We start from the raw sequence: 24,862 nt of genomic DNA on the forward strand, positions 1-24,862 counted from the left end.
TAGACCTCAACAGCGAGAAGCGCGAGTAGATAGGCTAGTAAATGGCTAGTAAATATAGTGCAACAGGCTTATCACTTTAATTTGCACTTTAGCGAGTAAACCAAACAGGCTATTATCCGGAAGTAACTGCACCGTAGCGCGCGCACCTGAGGGTAGGTCTTTCATTCCATCGCCATCCAAAATTAAGTGCAATCTGAGCCTTTGAGCATCACGCACCCAGCGGTCAGACTCCTGCGGCGCGGCTAAACGCCCATTGGCATCGAATTGCCCTGCGCTCACTCCCGCATCGACGCTGCTGACTTGAGCGCGATATAAACGACCGGGTTCGCCATCAAACGCAATCAAAGCAGTTGAAGAGGCATTAACCCCACGCAGACTTTTCTCGCGAAAATCGGCAATAATATCCACTTTATCCGAGACCAAGGCCAACAGTGGCTGACCAACAGTGGCAAAACTGCCGACCTCAAGTTGCAAGTTAGTGACGACACCATCCTGATCGGCTCGAATCTGCGTGTAAGATAGATTCAGTTCTGCCTGTTCAAGGCTATTAAGTGCTTGGCGAACTTTAAGATTTGCCTCACCATAAGCACCACGGCTCACTTTAAGTTTATCTAAGCGCGCATTGGCGGCGAGTAAATTAGCTTCCGCGGCGTCAGCATCACTATCGGCCTGATCGCGCTGTTGCTGCGATACGCCGTGGGTGGCATATAGGGCATCCAGACGTTTAGCTTCGCTGCGTTTTTGTAATGCAGTTGCTTTACTCGCATTCACATCCGCTTTAGCTGCGATAAGTGAAGCATCTAATTCGGCATTGTCTTGGCGAGCTTGTTCTAGTGCCAATTTAGCTTGTGATACTGCGAGCTCATAGGGCGCGGGATCGACTTGAAACAATAAATCACCTTTAGTGACGGCTTGATTGTTCGTCACCGCTATCGTCTGAATTTTACCGCTGATCTGTGGTGTCACTTTAGTCACCACACGGGTAGCCATGGCTTGAGGTGTCAATGGCATCACTGTATCGGCAAGCATGAAATAGCCAAAAATCATCACAAAGCCAAACATGGCAAATTTTACTAAACGGGCAAATTGTTGATCTGGTGTCATCTTTTTTCTCACAAAATGGTGTCTGTTACCTTGGCTAATTTGGCGCTGGCGTTGTCACTGATCAGGCTAATAATGCGTTCAAATTCGCTGAGCTCGCTGGCACTGATCCCATCGAGTAACTCACGGCGAACTTGAATAATCCGCGCTTCCATTTGCTTTAAAACCTCTAATCCCGCAGGCGTCAAACTCACAATCCTTGCCCGCTTATCTTTGTCACAGCAATGACGCTCGACTAAGCCCTGCTCCTCTAATTGCCCTAAAGTACGCATAAGCGAAGCCAATTCAATCTCTAGCGCATCGGCCAATACTTTTTGACTCAGGTTGTCGCCTAAACGCAGCAGTTTCCATAGGGCAGTCCAGCGTGGATGAGTTAATCCTAAAGGTGCCAATTCAACATCGGCGACAGTGCGCCACAACCGATGTAGACGGCCTAAATGTTCCGCGAGGGATAATTCCTTTAAACGCTCTAATTCTGTTTGCATCATGCTTACCAGTTTACTTAGCCTGCTAAGCATTATACTTAGTTAGCAGGCTAAGTAAATAATTGAGGATAAAAAAGATCTGTGTTCAAGACCACGAAACCAACGTAAAGAAGGAAAAATAACCTAAAAAGGTTCGTCCCCTCTCAAATATTGTCATGTTGTATCTCTATAATATTAAACAGATAATTTAGATGGATGCGCACATGAACTGGAGGCTGCTTTGATAAATCTAAAAATTAGTACGAGGATCGTTATCGGGATCTGTCTATTACTGTTAACAGCAATGAGCTTTATCATGCCGCTCGTGCTCTCCGAATTCAGTCGCCAAGTTGCTGAATCCGAACAAAGAGAACTCCATAAGCTCTATGAAACCGCAGTGGCCGAAATCGCCTCTTCGGGCAAATTAGCCGAAGCAATGGCTACCATTATCTCGCTCACACCTGAAGTGCAAAGCACCTTTGCAATGGGTGATCGTGATGAACTCACCACACGCACCTTGCCTATCTTTACCCAACTCAAGCGTGATTTTGCCGTTCAGCAATTCCAATTTCACACACCACCCGCCACATCTTTCCTGCGTTTACATCGCCCTGAAAAATTTGGCGATGATCTCACCAGCATACGTAAAACCATCGTTGAGACAAATAGCCAAAAACGCCCCCTCTATGGCTTAGAATATGGAGTGGAAGGATTGGGTATTCGCGGCTTAGTACCAATGAGTTACAACGGACAACACACAGGTTCGGTGGAATTTGGCATGTCCTTCGGTCAACCTTTTTTTGATAATTTTAAACAAGCCTATCAAGCGGAAATCGCCCTCATATTACCTGATGGTCCAAAATATAAGTTATTTGGTGCCACCTTCACGCCTGATACCCAAGCAATAAATGAGCTAAATACGGTTATGCAAGGCCATGAAGTGATCCGCACTCTCACCTTAAATAACACAACCTACGCCCTGTATCGCCACGCCATAAAAGATTATTCAGGGAATGTATTTGGGGTACTCGATATCGCGATGGATAGAACCCATTCAGAGCAGACGATGGCAGATATTCGTCTTAAGCTGATCCTTATCGGTTTAGCAGCGCTATTCATTGGAACCGCCATTGCTTGGTTTATTGCCAAGGGCATTACGCGTCCTATCGCAGAAACCACCCAAGCCATGAATGATATCGCCGAAGGTGAAGGTGACTTAACCCGCCGAATCGCGGTAAATGGTAAGGATGAGATCGCAGAATTATCCATGGCATTCAACCGCTTTGTTGAAAAAATTCACAACACAGTTTCCCAAGTTGCCGACTCTACCAGCCTGCTCGCCACCTCCGCAGAGGAAATGTCGAGCATTACGCGAGAAACCCAGCAAATGGCGAATCGCCAACACCTCGAAACCGAGCAAGTTGCTACCGCAATGAATGAAATGGCCGCAACGGTACAAGAAGTTGCCCATAACGCCACCGATGCGGCCGATGCCGCCAATCACGCCAATGACTCAACCGAACAAGGCAAATTGGTCGTACAAAAAGTGGTATCAACGATAGCGATTCTAGCTGAGGAGATAGCCACAGCAGCGAGCGCAATCAATGAATTAGAGCGTAATACCGCTGAAATTGATTCTGTGCTTGTGGTTATCCGTAATATTGCCGACCAGACTAACTTACTCGCACTCAATGCGGCAATTGAGGCCGCAAGGGCGGGTGAACAAGGTCGAGGATTTGCGGTGGTTGCCGATGAAGTGCGCACCCTTGCTAGCCGCACCCAAGCATCTACCACAGAAATTCAGCAGATGATCGAAGCGCTTCAACATAAAGCCAAATCCACGGTTAATGCGATGGAAACCAGCACCCGTACCACCCAAAGCTGCGTATCCCAAGTCCACCAAGCGGGTGAAGCACTCGAAGCCATTACCCAAGCAGTATCCACTATTAGCCAAATGAACATTCAAATTGCCAGCGCCGCAAATGAGCAATGCGCAGTTTCGGCAGAAATTAATAAAAATGTCAATAACATCAATGATATTGCGACCAATGCCACAGATAGTGCGGTACAAACTGCACGCGCTGGCGATGAACTTGCCCAACTCGCAGCCCGTTTAACAACGTTATTGGCTCAATTCAAAATTTAAAGCACAGAAAAACAAAACGCCGCATTCTCTGCGGCGTTTTTATTAGCTTATTTTATAAGATGTTATTTAGGACGCACGCCTAAAGTGTGGCAAATCGCGTAGGTCAATTCGGCGCGATTTAAGGTGTAGAAATGGAAATCCTTCACGCCTTCGCGGGACAATACTTTTACCATATCGATTGCCACGTTTGCCCCCACCAATTGGCGTGTACCCGCATCGTTTTCTAGGCCATCAAATTGCTTATGTAACCAATTCGGTAACGACACATTGGTCATGCCCGCGAAACGTTTTAGCTGGGTAAAGTTAGTCACAGGTAAGATGCCAGGCACGATTTCAACATCGATACCAGCGGCAACGCAGCGATCACGAAAACGCAGATAAGATTCCACATCGAAGAAAAACTGGGTAATGGCACGGCTGGCACCCGCATCAATCTTACGCTTAAGGTTGATCAAATCCGCCTGTGCATTGCTCGCATCGGGGTGCACTTCTGGATAGGCCGCAACGGAAATATCAAAGTCAGCCACAGAGCGCAGCAAACGCACTAAATCGGCCGCAAAACGGGTTGGCTTTGGGCTGCCTGCGGGTAAATCACCCCGTAGGGCCACTATGTCACGAATGCCCGATTTCCAGTAATGCTTAGCCAGTTCTAATAACTCTTCATCGCTGGCGTCCACTAAGGTTAAGTGCGGCGCGGCAACAAGGTCAGTTTCCTGTTGGATACGCTCAATCACGCCATGGGTACGGTCACGTACGCCAGAGTTAGCACCATAAGTCACAGACACAAACTTAGGATTCAGTGGCTCTAAACGACGGATAGAATTCCACAGGATCTGTTCCATTTCGGGGGTAGATGGCGGAAAAAACTCAAAAGAAACATTAATATCGCCATTAAGCTCAGACAAGCTCTGGTTTAGCGAATGTGAATGTTGTGCGTGATGAAAAGCCATGTGTATTTCCTCAACCGCCCTTGGCACGACTAACCGCCCATGGCACGACTCTATAGTTCAGTGGTTCAAATCAAATGGACGTTTGGACGTCTACATGTCCATATACTAGAGAAACTGAGATGCAAGTCAAGCCAAAAAATCTCCATTTGTTGCATTTTCTTATCGCTTGTAGACCAGCTTAATTTTAGTCAATAAAAAAGGACTCGAATGAGTCCTTTAAGCTTTTGAATTTAAATCTATTCCTGCAATAGATCGCGACAAATCTGGGTCAAGTCTGACTGCACTGCTGCCGCTGTCACTTCGCGGCCTGCGCCCGGTCCACGGATGATCAGCGGATTACCTTGATAGAAGGCGCTGCGGATCACAAACACGTTATCCCCCGGGGTTAAATTGGCATAGGGATGATCGGTATCAATCCACTGCAAGCCCACTTCAGCCTTAAGCTCTGGGCCGCTGTTGTCTAAGGATGCCACGTATCTGAGCACCTTATTTTGCTCAGCCGCCGCACCATATTGTTGCAGCAAATCGGCATCTAACTCGGCAATGCGAGCAAGAAACTGCTCTAAGGGAATATCCGCTAAATGTGCGGGCACTAATGAACGCAGCTCAATATCTTCAAGCTCTATTTCAAGGCCAATTTCACGAGCTAAAATAAGCAACTTACGCTGCATATCACGGCCGGATAGATCGTCGCGGGGATCGGGTTCAGTAATACCTAAGCCTCTGGCTTCAATCACTAATTCTGAAAATGGCTTGCTGGTATCGTATTTCTCAAATAACCAACACAGGGTGCCGGAGAAAATCCCCCCCACGGCCTCAACGCTATCACCGCTGTTACGCAGATCATTCAGCGCATGCTGGATAGGCAAGCCGGCGCCGCAACTAGCATTGTAGCGCCAAAATAAGCGACGATTACCTAGTTGCTGCTTTAACTCACGGTAGAAAGGTAGTGGACCCGAGCCAGCGAGTTTGTTCGCGCTCACCACATGGATACCGCGCTCGAACAGTTCTGGATATTGCAGCGTCAAACTGGCGCTGGCACTGATATCTAAGGCCACCAGCTCATCGCAGTTAACTTGCTCTAACTGCTCAAATAAATGCTCATATTGCCAAGGCGTAGCATCTGCCTCGAATTCGGTCTGCCAATTGGCTAAGTTAATGCCAGCGGATTTGATCAACGCCTTACTGGAGCTAACTAATCCCACTAACTCAACCTTAGCCTCAAGTTCATGGTCCAGTGATGGCGAAACCGACTTAAAGAGATTGACCCAAGCCTCACCAATATTGCCCACACCGAGCAGTAAGACGCCAATGCGTTTACGCGGGCCAGCGCAGCGGCGGTGGACTTTTTGGGTTAACAGATTCACCTGTGACTGGGGCACTAACGTCACTAAACTTAAATCGCCACTGAACAAAGGTTTAGCATCACGGCTCAGTAAACGGGCGAAGCTGCGGCGATAATGTTCGGCGTCGGCACTCACTAATGCGACTAAACCATAATCTGTGTTGATCTGCTGATCGCTGATCCCTAATGCTTCTGCCTCAGCATCGAGTAATCTTTGAACTTGTTTTTGATTCTCAGCGGTATAGGCAAGTTCAACCCTTTGATGGGCAGATGTCCAATGGGCCAATGGCGTTAAACCCGCGGCAATCAATAAATCTAATAAACGAGTTAACTCCCCTGTGAGTTTAAAGCCGAACAGGACAACAGCATTGAGGTTCGTCACCACAGGCGCACTCGCTGACGAACTGTGGGGCGCGATTAAGGTAAAGTCGGTGTGGGACGCATAACTTGAACGCACCGCTAAGCTCACTTCGGTATTGAATAACGGCTGCAAAGTGCGCGAATGCAATACTGGCGAGCCTAAACGCGCTAGGCGATCGGCTTCGGCAAGTGACATACTTTTTAGTAACTTGGCATCGTTGATTTTATTAGGATCGGCGTTGAACACCCCTTCCACATCGGTCCAAATCGTCACGCGCTCGATATCGGCAAGACTAGCAATCAGGCTAGCGCTAAAATCTGAACCATTACGACCAAGTAATAAGGTATCGCCACGCTCGTTAGCGCAGATAAAGCCTGTGATCACCAAGCGTTCATTGGGATGCGCGGCTAATAGGGCTTGTACTTTAGCGCGGGATTCCTGTACCCGAATTTGTGGCACAGCGGCTTCATCGGCCACTAAAATTGAACAGGCATCCACATGGCTTGCCGCCACGCCAGATTCGCGCAGTAGCGCCGCCATTAAACGTGCCGACCAACGTTCGCCAAAGCTCACCACATGGTTGATTTGGTAATCATTGCGCGCATCCAAGGATAACAAGCTGATAAGTTGCGCTTTATCAGTAGCCAAACGCTCACGCAGATCGCGGGCTTGTTCATTCGACAACAACTGCTCAATCAACCCCTGTTGGTAACTGATCAGCACTTGTAATTCTTCTTGCCATAGCTGAGCCGCATCACGCAGCGCTAATAATTTATACAGGAAATTCGTGCTTTTACCCGCCGCAGAGACCACCACGAGATCATCACTATGACCGTGGGTTAACAGGATATGGGCGACTCGACGATAACAATCGGCATCCGCTAAACTGGAGCCACCAAATTTATGTAAGTGACAACGTGCCATCTATTATTCCTCTACTGACAAGCCGCAACGGCGGCTAATCCTGCTTGAATATCTGCAACTAAATCGGCGGCATCTTCAATACCCACCGATAGACGCAATAGGGTGTCTTTAATACCAGCCTCGAAGCGCGCCTGCGGCTCCATGGCTCTGTGGGTCATAGTAGCGGGCACTGCCACCAAACTTTCGACGCCACCTAAACTTTCTGCCACGCTAAATAAACTTAATGCACCTAAAAAGGCCACCACTTCGGCCTCGTCGCCCTTAAGCTCAAAACTCAGCATAGCGCCAAAGCCTTTTTGCTGCTTGGCTGCAATGGCGTGACCAGGGTGATCCGCAAGACCAGGGTAATAGACTTTGCTCACCACAGGGCTTTGGGTTAATACCTCAACAATGCGCAGGGCATTGGCTTGATGTTCGCGAATGCGTACCGCTAGAGTACGTAGGCCGCGCAGGGTCAGATAACTGTCGAAGGCTGACCCCGTTAAGCCTAGAGTGTTCGACCACCAATGTAAGCTTTCGCCGATTTGCGCATCTTTGGCGACCACAGCGCCGCCGACCACATCGCTGTGACCATTGATATATTTAGTGGTGGAATGGATAACGATATCCGCACCTAACAATAGGGGTTGTTGCAATATCGGCGATAAAAAGGTGTTATCGACCACCACCAGCGCGCCGACATCATGGCTCGCCTTAGCAATGGCTTCGATATCCACCACACGCAATAACGGGTTCGATGGGGTTTCGAGCCACACCATCTTAGGATTCTGCGCTATGGCTGCGGCTAACGCTTGACTGTCAGTTTGGTCCACCACAATCAGCTTAAACTGGCCTTTCTTCGCCAAGTTGGTAAATAAACGGTAGGAACCGCCGTAACAATCGTGGGGCACAACCAAGAGATCATCTGGGCCGAGTAAGGTGGTCACTAAGGTGATGGCTGCCATGCCAGTGCACGTCACTATGCCAGTGGCGCCCTTTTCTAATTGGGCTAATGCTTCGCCTAAAATGCAGCGCGTTGGGTTGCCTGAACGACTGTAATCGAATTCGCGGGGATTGTTATGACCATCGAAGGCGTAATTAGTCGACAAATAAATCGGTGGCACAACGGCACCATATTGAGTATCGCTTTCGATACCCTGACGCACTGCCAGTGTGGCTAATTGACGCTCTGCCATGGGTGGACTCCTAAATTCGGTAGACTGATAGAGATGTCTGGACGTCTAAATGTACCTAAGCCCAACCACATCGTCAATAGGCGTTAAGACGTTTAGACGTCTAAACATAAAGAAATCTGTTTGCAATCCCTAAGAAATAGTAGCAATAATTTGACTGTTGTTTGTAAGGGTTTAAAATCTGCCCCGAATTTAGCGTTATAACAGGTGAGTCAATGACTGAATGGAATGGGGAATATATCAGCCCCTATGCTGAACATGGCAAGAAGAATGAGCAAGTAAAGAAAATTACTGTGTCGATTCCGCTCAAAGTGCTTAAGATCCTTACGGACGAACGTACTCGTCGTCAGGTCAATAATTTACGTCACGCCACCAACAGCGAGCTGTTGTGTGAGGCATTTTTGCACGCCTACACTGGCCAGCCATTGCCTAACGATGACGATCTGTCAAAAGACAACCCAGATAGTATTCCCGCCGAAGCCAAGTTGTTGATGGACGAAATGGGGATCGAGTGGGAAGACATGGAATAGCGACTCGTCGCTTCCAAGATTGCTGTTATTTTCAAGATCACATTGCTCATCAATAGGGATCGTTAACGATCCCTTTTTGTTTATGCCTACATAATCTCAAGCGATGAGTTTATCTTGAGATTTTTGGGTATGTAGGAACCCTATGTTTTCTATGATAGATCCCCAGACACTTGCCTTAGCCTCGCTAATCGTGTTTATGGGCGCCTTAACCCAAAGCCTGATTGGATTTGGGCTTGCGGTTGTTGCTAGCCCCTTGTTGTATATCGTCGATCCGCAGCTTGTCCCTGCACCCGTTATTGCGATGGGATTCTCTATCGCGCTACTTACCTTAGTGCGTGAGCGCGGTCATTTAGAATTCAATGGCTTGCAATATGCTCTTATCGGTCGCGTACCCGGCGGTTTTATCGGTGCCAGCCTGTTGCTGTTTGCGCCTCAACCCATACTCGGTTTATCCATCGCCGCCATTGTGACAATCGCGGTTATTCTCAGCCTGTATAAATTCAGTCTCCCCGTTAATAAAGCAACCCTCTTCAGTGCGGGTGTGGTTTCAGGGATTTTCGGCAATATTGCCGCAATTGGTGGCCCGCCAATGGCGATTTTATTGGCGGGCAAAGATGCCTCGCAGTTCCGCGCAGCTTTATCGGCCTTCTTTATTTTTAGCTCTATGATTGCGCTGTGTATTTTAGCTGTAACAGGCTTGCTAGAGATCAAACACCTATGGCTCTCCTTAATGCTATTACCCTCAGTCATTTTGGGTTATTTAGTCGCAGGTAAACTCGTGGGACGCATCGATAAACATAAAACCAAAATGGCGACATTAGCCCTCTGTGCCATCAGCGCCTTAGTGTTAACGGTAAAGTCGGTTATCGAGCTATTACCCCAATAAGTGCCCTGCTTGTACAGGCAAACCTTCTCAAGATTCAAACAATAAAAAGCACTGACATTGCCAGTGCTTTTTCTTTATCTCTCAATATGTAAAGCCTATCTACACTCAGCTTAAGTAGCTTTGTCCTGCGTACACAATAAAGTGTCTCAGTGCGAGCACGCCCGTTAAGCTAGCGCAGGCAACCATGATCATTGCGCCCTTAGTATGGCGAGTCGCAGCGGGTAGCAGCATAAACAGCAATGGAATACCAAAGCCGATACCCACTACGCCAATCCAGAATACGCTTGCCCAAACACCTGTTGTCAATGAAGCCAGTGCTGCAGCCGCAGCACCACCTTTAAAGTACAAGGCGCAGAACAACATAAACAGGAACATGACTTCAATCGCCATCACAGGCAATTCTAAACCGTGCATTTTGACAAGCGTTTTATCGTGACTGTCTGTCTTAAACATCAGCAACGCCAGTACCGCGTTAGCCGCAGCGCCCGCCGATAAGCCTGACACTAAAAACAGTGCAGGCAGTACCGCAGTATTGAGCATAGGATAGGCATTCATGGCCGAAATTAAGAAGCCAGTGTAAGCCCCTACGCCAATAGCGAGGACAAACAGCAATACTTCAATCACCTTTCTAAAGGGCATAAGTAACTTAGCAATAGGCACTAAGAAACCTAAGCCCCACTTTGGCAAATCGTCACGCAATACGAGAATCGCATAGGCAAATGCCAAGGGTGAATAAGCCAGCAGCGCCAACACCCCAATAGCCATCACTGACTGGAAGTTGTAGTTAATCAAGATTAACCAGAAATGGAATGGCTTGGTTAAATCAAACACTAAGCACGCCAAACCTAAACTGATCGCTACAGGCCCAATAATGGCCGCCGCCTTAAGAATACTGCTTTCAACCCCTGTGTTAAGCTCCTTATTCGCCCAACGTAGACCGATACCAATCAGTAAACTGCCCGCGGATAACCCCGCCATAAATAGGTAGACGGCGATAACCCAATGCCAAGTCACTGGATCATATTGCGTCATATCGCCCCAAGTATTGTTCATAATCAAATCCCCCCTCTTTTGGTAGGAACGCGATACACCCTAGGCTTAGTGCCCAAATGGGTTTTATCTTGGTAAGTGATTTTGGTATTGAGCATGATGGCCACTTCACTCTTAGGATCATTGGCATCACCAAACACAAGCGCATCGGTTGGACACACAGTCACACAAGCAGGCTCTTCACCCCGCGCTAAACGCGTGTCTTTACAGAAGTTGCACTTATCCGCGACTTTAGTTTCTGGGTTCATAAAACGTACTTTGTAGGGGCACGCCGCCACACAGTACATACAACCCACACACTTATCTGCATGAATAGAAACAATGCCGTCTTCACCCACATAGGCAGCCCCCGTTGGGCACACCTTAACGCAGGGTGCATCTTCACACTGTTGGCAGGATACCCTGTGGTATTTGAAATGCAGATTGGGCATTTCACCATAGGGGCCTTCGACACGTACCTGTAGGCGGGTAACACCTTCAGGTACACCATTTTCACTGCGACACGCCACGTTACAAGCTTGGCAGCCGATGCACTTATTCTCGTCGTGCACCATTACATATCGTTTATTCATTTAAGCCTCCGATTAGCGCTTTGCCAGCGTGACACCCGTAGTGTGCACATTCATGCCGCACACAGGTGCTGTCACGTGGGGAAGTAAGTTTCCGCAGTGGATACCTTTGCCCGTTGCTCTGACCAACTCTTTGTTTTTAGAGCCGAAACCCATATAAGCAAATACAGTATCTGGGCGAATACCTAGTGTGACTAAGGCATGACCTTCTTCGGTACCTACGCTACTGGTGAGACGAATTGGATCGCCATTACTGATCCCTAACTTGCCCGCTGTCACTGGGTGAACCCAGATAGCGTTATCAGGCATCAGGTTCGCCAACATAGGAATATTGTGGGTGGCGCCATTGGTGTGTACAGCCACTTTGCCTTGGATAAAGTAGAGCTCGTCTGGTTTTTTCAGAGCCACTTCGCGGAACTTAATCACTCCACGCCCCGGAGCCATCGCTTCAACTTTAGCGGAGGTGAGTTCAATTTTGCCGCTTGGGGTTTTAAAGGTCAGTGCACTGGCGTAAGTGCCGTCTTCATCGGCGGGTCGCGCATTGGGGTATGCCTTAATAAACTCGGCAACCATCTTAGGTTCGCGCAACATAATAGGCTTACCAAAGCTGACAAAACCTTCATCCTTAATTCGGCGTAACAGCGCGGTATCGCGGTTCACTTGCATTAATTGCAGGGTTTCAATGTTGTCCCATGGATAAAACTCACCGAGGCCCAGTTCATTGCCAATGTCTTTAAAGATTTGCCAAGAGGGTCTTGTATCACCGAGTGTTTCAACCACTCGTTGACGCACATAGTAAGCAGGATTTTTCCCCGACCTATCGGCAATTTCTTCATCGCGCTCAAGGTAGGTTGATTCAGGTAAAATCACATCAGCATAGGCCGCAGTTTCACTGATATACACATCACACACGGCGATAAAGTCGAGCTTTTTCATGGCTTCAACAACGCGCGCTCTGTCTGTCATGGTTTGCATTGGGTTAGTGCGGGACATCACCCAGCCGTGTAACTGATATGGCACTGCACTTAAGGTCGCATCGAGAATGGTTTGGTAAATCCCCCCCGATGACCACATCATGGCGTATTGTTCTTCCACTTGGTCAATGCGTTTTGCGGCTGGTTTTGGCATATCTTTTATGCCGGGTTTGGCCAACACTGGCGCAACCGCTTCACCGGCGAGCTTGTTGTAATCACCCGGCTTTTGGCCGATATAAATCCCCCCCTTACGCTCAATGTTACCAATCAAGACGTTGGCAGCATAAAGGGCGCGGCGCATATCAAACTCTTCCGTAGTGAATGTCGCTCTATGACCAAAATCGACTACAGCATGGGGGCTTTAGCGGCATATTCATGGGCGATACGGCGAATGTCCTTGGCGGGCACATCGGAAACCGTTTCTGCCCATTCAGGGGTATAGGCTTTCACTTCGTCGGCAAAGGCTTCGAAGCCTTCAACATAACGCTCAACAAAAGCTTTATCGTATAGATTATCTTCAATTAATACATGGCATAACGCTAAGGCGACCGCGACATCGGTGCCGGGGCGAATGGCATACCATTCATCGGCCTTGTCGGCCACAATCGAGAATCTTGGCTCGAACACCACCAACTTGGCGCCTTTATCCATCTGTGCTGCCATCATGCCGCGGGTTTCGGACATGTTAATGCCTTCGTACAGGTTATGGCCGAAGTTGATAATGTATTTTGAATTGCCTAAATCACGTTTTAACTTAGTCCCAAAGATGGCTTTGGCGGCAATTTCATAACCACCGGGGCAAGTTGATGCGTGGGTAAAGGTATTTGGACTGCCATAAGCCGTGGCTAAATGGAACAAATGCTGTTCGAGTGATCCAGATTTTGACGAGAATGCTACGGCTTCAGGACCATGTTCCTTTTTAATTTTATTCAGATTATCCGCAATCAGTTTATAAGCTTCGTCCCAACTGATCTCAGCCCATTTGCCTTCGCCACGCTCACCCACACGTTTAAGTGGTTTAACAATACGTTGTGGATCGTACAGCAAGCTGTGACCTGCACCACCACGGGCACAGACTTTACCACCAAAGGATTTAGCCGCTTTATTGCCGCTAATGAAGACATTTTTGCCCTCAATCACCCGCGCAGAAATAGGGCAACGGGTTGAGCACATTTCACAAATACTGGCAATATCCTTGCCCATACCCTTTAGCTGTTTATTCTCTAATGCCGCTAAGCTGCCCGGCAGCAGACTGGCTAAGGCACAGGTTGCACCGCTCGCCCCAGCACCCTTTAAAAAGGTTCGCCTATTAAGCTCTATCATGGTTACCTCCATCACGCTCATCCAACCCGTTTAATGCCTTTTGGCCATATCGAGTTAAAGTGTGCTCACTGATTTTGTTTTGCTTTTATCGTTATCAGCGCATTAAAGTTCGTTTAATGCACTTCTTCTAATCCAAGGCAATTGTTAACCCTAAAGAGGTAAGCGGATATTGTGGTAAACCACATAGGGGAGAGCGGTGTGATCTAAGGCAACGAAAAGCTAAAATCAATCTAAAAAATCGTGAATAAGATCAATAGACTTGCTGAGGACTTTTAGAGGAAAAAGATGATGTTTTTTTATAAAAAAATCATCTTCGATAAACATAAAAATTTATGAAAATACTTTAAAAATAATTAGTTAATACTGATTAAACCGCATTTTAATCGACAAGTTCGATATCGAGACAATTGAGCAAACGAATCGCCTCATCACAACTAAATTTAGCCCCTTTGATTTTATTATTAAAAATATCAATATCGTAATTTGTCGCTTCAGAGAAATCCGCATCAGCTAATTGGGTGCGGCCAAACAGGCTATGGCTAAAATCCGTGTAGGTGAAATTGGCTCGATTGAAGCTGCCTTCTCGAAAATCCACATCGTGGGCTTTACACTCCTCAATCACTATTTCGTCGAGGGATAAACCAAGAAAAGAACTATCGTTGAGGATGCATTGTTTAAAGGAAAATGGCGCAGCAAAGGATAAACGTGGCCATGCAGCGCGGGTCCAATCTATACCGACGAGCTTACATTCTTCAAATACAACGGCATTGAACTGGCATTGGGGCACTTTGACTAAACTCAAGTTACAGCGCACAAAGCGGCACTCGATAAACTTACATTTACGGAAGGTACTCTCGCTAAAATGGCAATCCAAAAACTCGCAATCCTCAAATTCAACCTCCTGCCACTCCTGCACATTCTCGGATAAGCCACTAAACTGCTCAGATAAAAAATGGCTACCCTGTGGTGCCGCCCTTTGGCCAATCTTAAATGCCATCACCTACCCCTTTATAAAATGATTCCAATGCCATAATTCCACAGACATTGTTCAACGGCCAATTGCGCCATCATCAATAAACCTTAGGATTTTGTCCACTGCGTCGCACAAATAGCCATGGTAAATTTTGTCAAAAACGGTAGAATGTCGGCACTTTTTCGCGGCAGTCTAGAACAAGGTTCTCTCGGATTAATGGTTAGCATTTTCGAGCAAAATGACACGGGCCCAGCCCGCTTTAGCAGACCACTTTCACTGTGGTGCCAACCTTGCCCTGCGTTTGTTCCATTCCTTGCCTTATCTCCAACAAACACAATTCAAACACCGCCCGAAAACAACATTTTTGCTGTTCAAGATTTAACATCAAATCCCACCAATGGACTTCTCCAATTAAATTATAATCCTTTGGTAAATAATAAAAATATTGTACTAAACAAGGCGCTCGCTCGAAGCATGGCCCTAGTGCAAACCGACACCTATAAAAACCTTATCCCTACACTCTTAATCCAAAGGAATACTCGTCATGAGTCTTGCTGATTCCGTATTAGCCGTGAACAACGATTTACCCATCCGTACCGACAGCCCAGTCCACAGCGGCAAGGTACGTAGCGTTTACTGGCTAACCGACGCCGACAGCCGCCGTTTAATCAAAACCAAAGGTTATAACGTCCCCGAAGATACCCCGCTCGCCATCATGGTGATAAGCGACCGTATCTCCGCCTTCGACTGTATCTTCCACGGTGAAGGCGGTTTAAAAGGCATCCCAGGTAAAGGCGCTGCATTAAATGCCATTTCTAATCATTGGTTTAAGCTGTTCGCCGAAAACGGCCTAGCCGACAGCCATATTTTGGATATCCCGCATCCCTTCGTATGGATAGTCCAAAAAGCCCGTCCCATTAAAGTCGAAGCCATTTGCCGCCAATATATCACAGGCTCCATGTGGCGCGCTTACTCAAAAGGCGAGCGCGTATTCTGTGGCATCACACTGCCAGAAGGCTTAGAGAAAGATCAAAAGCTGCCTGACTTACTGATCACCCCTTCAACTAAGGGCATTTTAACCGGCATCCCAGGCGTGCCAGCACAAGATGACATTAACATCAGCCGCAGCGATATCGAAGCTAATTACCAAGCCTTTGGTTTTGAAAAATTAGAAGATATCGACCTGTACGAAAAACTATTAAAAGATGGCTTTAAGGTGATTTCAAAAGCACTGGCCGACATTGACCAAGTGTTTGTCGATACCAAGTTCGAGTTTGGCTATGTGACCGACAAAGATGGCAACTCAAAGCTGATTTATATGGATGAAGTCGGCACCCCAGACTCATCACGTATTTGGGACGGCGCCGCCTACCGCGATGGTAAGATTTTGGAAAACTCCAAAGAGGGTTTCCGCCAGTTCCTGCTAAATCATTTCCCTGATCCTGATGTGCTGCTCAACAAAGACAGAATGCCAGAGCGTGAAGCCCTCGCCCGCGACAATGACCTCCCACTTGAGGCCATGATGCAAGTGTCACGCACTTACACCGGCGTTGCCGAGAAAGTGACTGGCGCGGCGATTCCGCTTCCAGCGAATCCAAAGGCAGATATTATTAAGATCCTACGGGAAGAGTATGATCTGATTCTCTAGTAGAGAGTTGTAAGCAAATCTGAGGTTTTGGGTGGTTTACCCATAGCTGAATAGTAAAAAAGGCGCCTAGGCCTATCTCTTGATCACATCTCGTGTTCAAGAGATAGAGCCAATTCGTAGCCTTCAAGGATGGTTTGCAGTTTGAACCATCCTTCCCATAACCGCTCCCAACCTACTACACCCGTTCCTTTACTATCGTGCCAACCCGCTAATTTTCCTAAACTTAGGTAAGCCCAATGCACACTGGGTGCTTGCTTGGGTGGTTTGCATTGTTCAACTTTCAGCCACAGTAATTTCCACGCTTTGCAACCCAACAATGTCTCACAACTTTGTTGCTTTGCCTGTTCTTCTTGTAACCCAAGATGGCGCAACTGCTGAACTCGCACCGCTATAAACGCTAGGATCGTAATCATACGCTCCAAATTACCTTTGCTTTGTAAGCGCAAATCTTCAACCTGAGTCCCACCGCTTTTCCAGGATTTATGAAAGTCCTCTATCAGCCAGCGCTTTTCATACCAGCACAAGATCGTCAGTGCTTGTTCCGTCCTGGTGACGGGCTCCGACGTCAGCAGGTGCCAGCACAATCCATCGTCATTGCCTTTTTCAATACAACTGACATAAAACAACGGCGTACTTTCGCCAACTTTATTGCTGGGCATTTTCAGGGTTACCGGTGCAAAACGGACTTCACAGGTCGCGACTCTGGCTTTGCGGCCACCTTTTTGTACCACCTCTACCATTCGCTCCCCAGCACTTTGCAACGAATGGCCGTACAGATGTAACTTACCTTCGGCTTCTTCTATATGCCGACTTATCATCGAACGCACCACAAACCGTTGCTGATGTTCGAGTTTATATTGCAGGTACTCAATTAAATCCGCTTCGCGGTCACAGACGCTGACCGCATGTGCCATGTGTTGACCCAAACGGTTAGCGACATTTTGTGAGGCCTGCTGCCATTTAAAACTCTCTTTTTCCCAGTAAGGTCTTTTGGTTGCGTTTTTGTGCTTTCCCATCGTAGCTATGTCGCGGGTCCATAAATGTTGTTCAATTAAACCAATCACTTGGTTATGTGATGGTGCGTACAGCAATACTGAATGTGCTTGAAATCCGCGGCTCGATAGATGAGATGTAATATGTCCCAGTTCATCACGGACCCCTTTGTGAGAAAAATTTAGCGAGCTGGTGTCTTCCAGTGCCAGTAAGGTGTCAAATGCTAAGGCTTCTTGCTTCGTTGCCATAAAGCCTGCTTCGGCGATGGCATCGGCCGAAATGGCCTCATTGCGGATAAAACGGTAAGCGGCTTCAATATCAGCGGTAGTTTGACTGGCTTGCGGCACAGATTTTCCCATATGAGCAGCCAGCGTTGCCGATAATGCTATCAAGCGTTTGACGCGCCGAGCATCACCTAAACTGGCATGTTGGAAGAGATGTTGGGCCCATTGTGCTGGGTTGGAAATAAAATTCATAGCGTGCGCCTAAAGTTGTTTTGTAGATCAGATCAACAACATCAGCGCGAGTTCAAAAAAATCCCCGAATTTATCGGGGGATTTGTGTATAAGAGACAGGCACATGGCGCCTTTTTCTTTAAGTTATTCATAAACTAAACCAATACATCGCTGATGATTAAGCACTGTCATTCCAGTGACACGCCATAAACTCATCCATGAGGGCTCGACGACGGCATCCATGCCGTCAACGGTCACTTACATGCCAATGCTTAATTCAACCAACTCCCCAGTAATCTGCATGCCTTTTTACAAGCATACACTTTGCAAATTTAACAATGGGTGGCTCGTTAAATTGTTAGCTGTTAATCTCAAAAGAGTGCAGCCTGCCCTATCTTTGTCTTAAAAAGCCATGGGGTAATAGTTTTGGGACAGAGGTTATTTTGTCGATATAGCAGGGGTTAATGAAGAAATCATTAGACGATATGTGCGCCATCAAGGTAAATAAGATCTGGAACACGAGGCTAAATTATCGTGGCAGACGATGTAGGCTCTTGGAATAGCTCCTTCCAGGGAAAAGTCAAAGCCGCCTTCTAAAAAGGCGAGTTCTTTACTGAGAGTAAGCTGGCTACATTTTAAAATGTTATTCTGTAAATTAATAGTTTAGTATTAAAGTATCTATTTTTAATGCAGTAAATTTCTAGATCTTAATTTTTGAAAGAAAATATAATTATATACCTGTATTTAAACCTAAAAAAACCACTAAAGTGCTTCACTCCTATAATACTATTTAAAACATGCTCATCTTTTATATTATGATTTCAATTCCGTCAATAATTATTCTACTATTAACCCCACATATTTCAACTCATATCTGTCATTAACAACTTCATTGTAAACTAAGGTTTAATAAGAATCATGTTTATATGTTTTAATGGGAAAGCTCAAAAACAGTTGAAAAGCAATTAACATCCAGATCACGGCAAGCTCCTCTCCTTTCATAAAAACACAACTCCTATCTAAAAATTAATTAAAAATCTATATATCTTTATTTAACTCGTTATGTGTATCAAAATAAAAACCCTGAAAATAGTCGAATGGCAAATAATAAACAGTCAAAAAATCCTGCTTTGATTGAACCTTTTCTGCGATAAGCTTGGCATTATTATACTTTAATCTATATAAGTGATCAGTAAATCCATTGATATCATTCTTTATACTTTTATAAACAATATCCATATCGATTTTTATATATTGATAGTCATCTACAAAAATGTGTGTTTTCTTTTCAAAAGAATAATCATCTGCCGCAAAATCAATATCGTCAACCAACATTTTGTAGAATACATTTTTTATATTTACATCTGTTTCATACTGCCTTTCTGTAACTTCGTAAACAAGCTTTACTCCCTTCATCTTTAGTTCTTTATTTGCAATAGTTAGTATATCAACTACTTTAGGGTCAACAAGTAAATAACGGTCTATATTTAAAAAGTATTTATAGCCACTAAGATTAAGTATTCCCCAGTTTTTAGTCAGATTAAGAAGTTGATGTTTTATTAACCTTTTACCCTTATCAACACTCATGGTATCAAAATACTCTTCAATATTGTTACTCGGGTTATAATGTGGCCTTGATAATATTTCTACCGCATATAACTTTCCATATCTATCAATAATATGCTGAAAAATATAATAGTGCTCACAACCTTTTTTTCACAATTTAATCCAAAAAAAACACAACGTTTGCAAAGAGTATCTTTCAGCAACCTAAACATCAATTCTCTCCATAATATTTCTATATTTGTAGTAAATTATTAAACTACCAACAAATAACTAGCAAGAAATATTGCCAAAGAGACCAATGTGTCAAAAATATGACTCAATGATAATAAAAGGTGATAATATCGTTTCAAAAAAAATTAAGATTAACAATGGTTGCAGTTCTTCGTATTATCAAATTATGTATCATTCAGAGAGCCAATAAATCCTACCACCCATTGTAAAACAATAATATAATGCATTTTTGATATGGGGTAGAGTAACGGCAAGCCGCCATAGGCGACTTCCGCGCTAAAAGCACTAGAAAGCACTATTCGAATGGACATTGCTTAGCTAAATAGGTCGATATGGTTTTCTAAGCCCGCTACAAATGGAGGACAAGATTTATTTCTTCCAACACTAATTGTCAATTGCTGCAATTTTTTTAAAGATTCCATCTAACTAATCATTATTATAAGTCGTTTCTTGAATTAAATGACCATCTTCATTATAGCTTTTCCAAATACCTTCTTTCTTACCATTTTTATAAGTTCCTTCTGCTTCTATTATACCATTTTTATGATAACTCTTAAAAATCCCCTCTCGCTCTCCATTTTTATAATATTCCTCAGCTTGCAATATTCCTTCCTCATCATAGGCTTTATAAAGACCATCTAATTGATCATTTTTATAAACGCCTTCCGCCTCTAATTTACCGTATTCATTATAATATTTAAACAGACCATTTCTAATACCATTAACATAGGTTTTCTCCACTGTTAACCTACCATTTTCATTATAACACCTCCAAACACCTTCTAATTTTCCATTTATATACAACGCTTCATTCTCTAGTTCACCATTACAATGATAAGTTCGATAAAAACCGTCTTCTTTCCCATTTTTAAAAATTTGCACTGTTACTTGACCATTTTCATTATAATATTTCCAAACACCTTCTAAAGTCCCATTTTCATAAGTCAATTCCGACTCTAACTGACCGTTTCTATAATAGCTTTTACAAATACCCTCTTCTTTCCCATTTACATAAAACTTTTCCTCCATTAGTTTTCCATTAGACCAATAATGCTTATAAATGCCTTCTCTATTGCCTTTTCTATAAGTTCCCTCTTTTTCTAACTGACCGTCTTTATAATAACTATTACAAATACCATCTAACACTCCATCTTTATAATTCTCTTCTTTTTCTAGCTGACCGTTTTCATAATAACTATTACGAATACCATCTAACTTTCCATCTTCATAATTTTCCTCAATCCTTAGTTGACCATTTTTATAATGACCTGTTACTTTTCCTGTAAATATTTTTTTACTCATTTTGCTATACCATAATTAAGATAACCCAAATTCAACTCCGAAGTGCGATACTCTAATCGAAGCAAGATTAACGCCCAAGAGTGCCAATCTCAATCTATCAGTTCTATTTTCAACCATAGTTTACTCAAAAGCATACTTATGTTAACCATAGATATAAGAGACTATCACCATGAATTATCTGTATTTGACCATAGTAAGACGATACCAGATTTCTGTTCTTTTAGAACAAGGCTTTCGATATAAATGTACTGATTGTCATCGTCCTAGTGACGATAGGCAATCCTCCCATGCCTAAAATCGGTGGGGGTTTGCATGTTTAAAAACGCCTTTTTTAATGAATTAGTTTGATTTTTGTCCCCTATATCGTCCCATCATTTCTAATGGTACTCGTTCAAGCAATTTTCGTCATAACAGATTGTAGGCAAAAATGGAAAGTGCATTATATTGTTGTTTGTAAATAGCTCTCAACATTTCTTATTAAATCTAATAACATCTACCATCAAGATAATATTAAAGTAAAAAAGGTATAACACTTAGCGTGTTACACCTCGATGATTAGTACTTTAATTTTAAGGAATTAAAAATATCTAGAATCGATATTCAACACCTAAACTTGCTTGTTTAAAGTCCGTTTCTGTATTTGCACCATTAGCTACATTATCTGCATTAATCTCTGCATCATACCAAGTGTACTCAGCATTAATTAAAAATCGGTCTGTGACTTTAAACGCGACACCTGCACCCGCAAATACACCTTCATCATCTTTATTTCCAGAAAAGCCTACGACTTTATAATCGGTGGAATACCATAGCTGCCCAGCTTTAGCGTATAACTCGACTCTGTCTACAATTGGAAACATGACTTTAAGGCCTGCAGTATAACCATCCGTTTCGGCCTTAGCTAAGTTGTTGCCATACTTGCCAAAGTTAATGTATCCACCTTCAAGGGCTAAGTACTGGTTGAAACGATAACCAACAAGACCTTGAAAAACATCGCTGTTATCATCAAAATCGTCGGCTCCATCGACCTTTAAATACCCATAGTTAGCGCCTACATAGATGCCATTTTGTGCAACATCGATGTTGTTAGAACTATTGGCATGAGAATATGTACTAAAAGACACTAAGGAAATAATGGCTGCCAAAGTAATAATGTTATTTTTCATAAAGTACTCCTAGTTAATTAATTTAAATACACTAAAGTACATTACAAATTTGATGCCAGCTTTTAATAAGTAGCATTGGACAACTTAAATAAATCAAAACTTACCTTGATTATCAATGCTATGCCATATTTAATATAATTAATTCTAAATAATACAGCTTTTTAAAAGTGTTCAAGATGCTTATGTAATGATGACAAAATTCACACTCATTCTATTTTAATGTATTTATTTCCGATGCATTTGTAACTATTTCATAAGCCATTCCATAAAATATGAGCTTATCTTATATAGTGCCGCGCCAATGTAAAATACAGCGATGTCTTATCGGGATAACGGGATCAAATAGCCTGAATTTGCTATAAATGCTGGCGGATATACATCACATGGGCGACCAGATAGTTTTGATGCTCCAGTACACCATAGGCAAAATGCGGAGTAAATGTGCTGCTTTGCGCAACAATTAACAAATGTAAATAACAATAACTATCATTAACACTAAAGTGCTATTGCGCTATATTATGCCCACTTTTGCATTTGATTCTTCACAACATTGGGCCTATTGATGAACTCACCACGCTTATCCCTACTCTATTCAGCTATGTTGCTGGCGCTAGGCACCGCGGGCCTAAGCCATGCGGATGACAGTGCCACCAACAATAAAACCACTGATAATATTGAAAAAATTGAAGTGAAAGGCAGTTATATCGCTGGCTACAATGCCAGCACTGCCAGCGGAGCCTCTCGCCTTGATTTAGCAATAAGCGATATTCCCCAATCGGTATCGGTGATCACCAATGCCCAGATGAGTGATTTCCAACTCACTAACATTAATACCGCCCTCGACTCGGCAACGGGTGTGAATGTTGAGCGCATTGAAACCGACCGTACCTATTACACCGCCCGTGGTTTCGATATTACCAACTTCCAAGTGGATGGCATTGGTTTACCCTTAAGCTCGGGTAGTAATCATGCCGATGAAGATACCGCGATTTATGATCGTATCGAAGTGATCCGTGGTGCTAACGGTTTGATGACGGGCGTGGGTAATCCTTCGGCGACCATTAACTTTATCCGTAAACGCCCAACGGCCGACACTCAACTGAATATCAATGGCAGTTATGGCAGCTTTAATAACACCCGACTCGAACTCGACGGTTCCACCAAGCTGAGTGAGAATATTGCCGCCCGCGCCGTGGCGGTAAAACAAACTCAAGACTCGTACCTTGACCGTTATGAGCAAGACAAAACCGTGCTCTATGCCTTTATTGAGGCCAATTTATCCGATAGCACCAGCTTTTCCATCAGCCACAGTTATATCAATAACGACGCCAACGGCGGCCTGTGGGGCGCATTGCCACTGTATTTTACCGATGGCAGCGCCACAAACTACGACCGCTCCACCAGCACATCGGCCAATTGGTCGGCTTGGGTGGTAGAGAAAAACAATACCGTAGTTGAACTGAGTCATTACTTTAATGATGATTGGCACTTACGGGCGACTTATTCCCATAAATCCGCCGATGAAGACACTGAACTCTTTTATGTTTTCGGTACACCTGATAAAACCACTGGCTTAGGGTTAACGGGTTACGGCAGCGCCTATGATGCGAAAGAAACCACCGATCTTGCGGATATTTATGTAAAAGGTGATTTTAGTCTGTTTGGCCGTGATCATCAGTTAGTCTTTGGTGCTAACTATTCCACCGCCGATAAACAAGAACACTCCCTCTACGATGACACCACGGGCAATGGTTTCCCGAAAATGCCCGATCTCAACACTTGGGATGGTAATACCCCGTACCCCACCTTTGCTGACAGACCATCGGGGAGCGATATCGAATCGACTCAAAAAGCCGCCTACTTTACCGGACGCTTTAATCTGTTTGAGGATATGCACCTTATCGCTGGGGGCCGTTTTAACCGTTGGGATACCAAAGGTGAATCCTATGGTAAGTCTCGTGACGCCGAAGCCGAGGAGTTTATTCCCTACATCGGCGCCGTTTACCGCTTTATGCCAGAATTGGTCGCCTATGCCAGCTATACCGAAACCTTCTTGGCGCAAACTGAAGTCGATATCAATGAGCAACCACTCGATCCAGTGACGGGTGAAAGCAAAGAAATCGGCCTCAAAAGCGAGTTATTTGAGGGTAAGTTGATTGCCAGCTTAGCTTATTTCCAAATCGATCAGGTCAACCTCGCGAAGTTAGATCCTGCCACCATCAACTTACCGCCTAACCAGCAAAAATACATTGCGGCTGACGGTATCAGCAGTGATGGCTATGAAATAGATATTGCAGGCGAAATCTATGATGGTTTGCAAGTGAGTGTTGGATTTACTGACTTCAATATTAAGGGCGATGAGTTAGTGGCCAACTACACCCCAAGCAAGCTATTCAAATTAGCGGCAACCTACGATGTTGCCCAACTAGAGGGCTTAAGCTTGGGGGTCAATATGCGCTGGCAGGATGATATTTCTCGCGAGCAAGGCACGGTCGGTGCAGGTTTTGCTAATGCGGGCGACACCATTATCACCCGTCAAGACGCTTATGCCATCGTCGACCTGATGGCGCGCTATGCCTTTAGCGAAAACATCAGCCTCACCTTCAATGCCAATAACGTGACCGATGAGAAATACATTAACAGTTTGTACTGGGCGCAAGGGTTTTACGGCGCACCAGCCAACTACAGCGCAACCTTAAGCTGGAAGCTGTAATACATGTCATCAAAGTGGGC

18 protein-coding genes and 3 pseudogenes are annotated in these 24,862 nt (G+C 44.8%); 7 read left to right on the forward strand and 14 right to left on the reverse strand.

Going from position 1 to position 24,862, the window contains the following annotated elements; genetic code table 11:
* Nucleotides 1-45: 45 nt before the first annotated feature.
* Together SPUTW3181_RS18415 and slyA are read right to left on the reverse strand one after the other, a co-directional pair.
* Entirely contained in the window at nt 46-1,104 is a 1,059-nt protein-coding gene (locus tag SPUTW3181_RS18415; protein WP_011790792.1) for an HlyD family secretion protein, read from the reverse strand.
* Nucleotides 1,105-1,112: 8 nt separating this feature from the next.
* The gene (gene slyA, locus SPUTW3181_RS18420) at nt 1,113-1,586 is read right to left on the reverse strand and encodes a transcriptional regulator SlyA (protein ID WP_025008382.1); all 474 of its coding nucleotides are present in this window, start codon (nt 1,584-1,586) and stop codon (nt 1,113-1,115) included.
* A 223-nt stretch (nt 1,587-1,809) separates the two neighbouring features.
* Here slyA and SPUTW3181_RS18425 point away from each other — a divergent pair, with 223 nt between their 5' ends.
* On the forward strand, nt 1,810-3,711 hold the full coding sequence (locus tag SPUTW3181_RS18425) for a methyl-accepting chemotaxis protein (RefSeq protein ID WP_041408467.1): 1,902 nt from the start codon (nt 1,810-1,812) through the stop codon (nt 3,709-3,711).
* A 62-nt stretch (nt 3,712-3,773) separates the two neighbouring features.
* Here the strand turns inward: SPUTW3181_RS18425 and metF are convergent, their stop codons facing one another.
* From metF to metB, 3 genes are all read right to left on the reverse strand, one after another.
* Nucleotides 3,774-4,661 (reverse strand): methylenetetrahydrofolate reductase, encoded by an 888-nt coding sequence (metF, locus tag SPUTW3181_RS18430; RefSeq protein WP_011790795.1) that lies wholly within the window; start codon nt 4,659-4,661, stop codon nt 3,774-3,776.
* A 236-nt stretch (nt 4,662-4,897) separates the two neighbouring features.
* Nucleotides 4,898-7,291 (reverse strand): bifunctional aspartate kinase/homoserine dehydrogenase II, encoded by a 2,394-nt coding sequence (locus SPUTW3181_RS18435; protein ID WP_011790796.1) that lies wholly within the window; start codon nt 7,289-7,291, stop codon nt 4,898-4,900.
* 11 nt (nt 7,292-7,302) lie between these two features.
* Nucleotides 7,303-8,466 (reverse strand): cystathionine gamma-synthase, encoded by a 1,164-nt coding sequence (metB, locus tag SPUTW3181_RS18440; RefSeq protein ID WP_011790797.1) that lies wholly within the window; start codon nt 8,464-8,466, stop codon nt 7,303-7,305.
* 212 nt (nt 8,467-8,678) lie between these two features.
* Between metB and metJ the strand changes: the two genes are divergently transcribed.
* Complete coding sequence (metJ, locus tag SPUTW3181_RS18445; protein WP_011790798.1) at nt 8,679-8,993, forward strand: met regulon transcriptional regulator MetJ; 315 nt, start codon at nt 8,679-8,681, stop codon at nt 8,991-8,993.
* Nucleotides 8,994-9,135: 142 nt separating this feature from the next.
* Nucleotides 9,136-9,879, forward strand: coding sequence for a sulfite exporter TauE/SafE family protein (locus SPUTW3181_RS18450; protein WP_011790799.1), 744 nt, complete (start codon nt 9,136-9,138; stop codon nt 9,877-9,879).
* A gap of 105 nt (nt 9,880-9,984) precedes the next feature.
* Here SPUTW3181_RS18450 and nrfD read toward each other — a convergent pair whose 3' ends face one another.
* The 4 genes and pseudogenes from nrfD to SPUTW3181_RS18470 all read right to left on the reverse strand — a co-directional run bounded on the left by nrfD (nt 9,985) and on the right by SPUTW3181_RS18470 (nt 14,792).
* The gene (gene nrfD / locus SPUTW3181_RS18455) at nt 9,985-10,932 is read right to left on the reverse strand and encodes an NrfD/PsrC family molybdoenzyme membrane anchor subunit (protein WP_011790800.1); all 948 of its coding nucleotides are present in this window, start codon (nt 10,930-10,932) and stop codon (nt 9,985-9,987) included.
* A gap of 2 nt (nt 10,933-10,934) precedes the next feature.
* A complete protein-coding gene (locus SPUTW3181_RS18460; protein WP_011790801.1) occupies nt 10,935-11,501 on the reverse strand; it encodes a 4Fe-4S dicluster domain-containing protein in 567 nt (188 codons plus the stop codon).
* A 12-nt stretch (nt 11,502-11,513) separates the two neighbouring features.
* A pseudogene (gene phsA, locus SPUTW3181_RS18465) lies at nt 11,514-13,795 on the reverse strand (thiosulfate reductase PhsA).
* A gap of 379 nt (nt 13,796-14,174) precedes the next feature.
* Complete coding sequence (locus SPUTW3181_RS18470; RefSeq protein ID WP_011790802.1) at nt 14,175-14,792, reverse strand: pentapeptide repeat-containing protein; 618 nt, start codon at nt 14,790-14,792, stop codon at nt 14,175-14,177.
* Between the two features lie 520 nt (nt 14,793-15,312).
* Here SPUTW3181_RS18470 and SPUTW3181_RS18480 point away from each other — a divergent pair.
* The gene (locus SPUTW3181_RS18480; protein ID WP_011790804.1) at nt 15,313-16,416 is read left to right on the forward strand and encodes a phosphoribosylaminoimidazolesuccinocarboxamide synthase; all 1,104 of its coding nucleotides are present in this window, start codon (nt 15,313-15,315) and stop codon (nt 16,414-16,416) included.
* 83 nt (nt 16,417-16,499) lie between these two features.
* Here SPUTW3181_RS18480 and SPUTW3181_RS18485 read toward each other — a convergent pair whose 3' ends face one another.
* Nucleotides 16,500-17,885 (reverse strand): IS4-like element ISSpu12 family transposase, encoded by a 1,386-nt coding sequence (locus SPUTW3181_RS18485; RefSeq protein ID WP_011790805.1) that lies wholly within the window; start codon nt 17,883-17,885, stop codon nt 16,500-16,502.
* 383 nt (nt 17,886-18,268) lie between these two features.
* On the opposite strand from SPUTW3181_RS18485, the pseudogene SPUTW3181_RS21745 reads away from it, so the two are divergent.
* Nucleotides 18,269-18,372: pseudogene (locus SPUTW3181_RS21745) on the forward strand (transposase); the annotation flags it as partial.
* Between the two features lie 530 nt (nt 18,373-18,902).
* Here the strand turns inward: SPUTW3181_RS21745 and SPUTW3181_RS18490 are convergent.
* Entirely contained in the window at nt 18,903-19,556 is a 654-nt protein-coding gene (locus SPUTW3181_RS18490; protein ID WP_157037400.1) for an EAL domain-containing protein, read from the reverse strand.
* 531 nt (nt 19,557-20,087) lie between these two features.
* A complete protein-coding gene (locus SPUTW3181_RS18495; RefSeq protein ID WP_011790807.1) occupies nt 20,088-20,963 on the reverse strand; it encodes a toxin-antitoxin system YwqK family antitoxin in 876 nt (291 codons plus the stop codon).
* A 169-nt stretch (nt 20,964-21,132) separates the two neighbouring features.
* On the opposite strand from SPUTW3181_RS18495, the pseudogene SPUTW3181_RS22360 reads away from it, so the two are divergent.
* Nucleotides 21,133-21,243 (forward strand): annotated as a pseudogene (locus SPUTW3181_RS22360) (IS30 family transposase); the annotation flags it as partial.
* Nucleotides 21,244-21,550: 307 nt separating this feature from the next.
* Here SPUTW3181_RS22360 and SPUTW3181_RS18500 read toward each other — a convergent pair.
* Complete coding sequence (locus tag SPUTW3181_RS18500) at nt 21,551-22,129, reverse strand: porin family protein (protein ID WP_011790808.1); 579 nt, start codon at nt 22,127-22,129, stop codon at nt 21,551-21,553.
* 356 nt (nt 22,130-22,485) lie between these two features.
* Nucleotides 22,486-22,596 (reverse strand): DUF1569 domain-containing protein, encoded by a 111-nt coding sequence (locus SPUTW3181_RS22365; protein WP_083758275.1) that lies wholly within the window; start codon nt 22,594-22,596, stop codon nt 22,486-22,488.
* A gap of 95 nt (nt 22,597-22,691) precedes the next feature.
* Here SPUTW3181_RS22365 and SPUTW3181_RS18505 point away from each other — a divergent pair, with 95 nt between their 5' ends.
* Nucleotides 22,692-24,842: a TonB-dependent siderophore receptor gene (locus SPUTW3181_RS18505; protein ID WP_011790809.1), complete on the forward strand. Its 2,151-nt coding sequence runs from the start codon at nt 22,692-22,694 to the stop codon at nt 24,840-24,842.
* Nucleotides 24,843-24,862 lie beyond the last annotated feature (20 nt).

The organism is Shewanella sp. W3-18-1 (assembly GCF_000015185.1).
GTDB classification, from domain to species: domain Bacteria; phylum Pseudomonadota; class Gammaproteobacteria; order Enterobacterales; family Shewanellaceae; genus Shewanella; species Shewanella putrefaciens.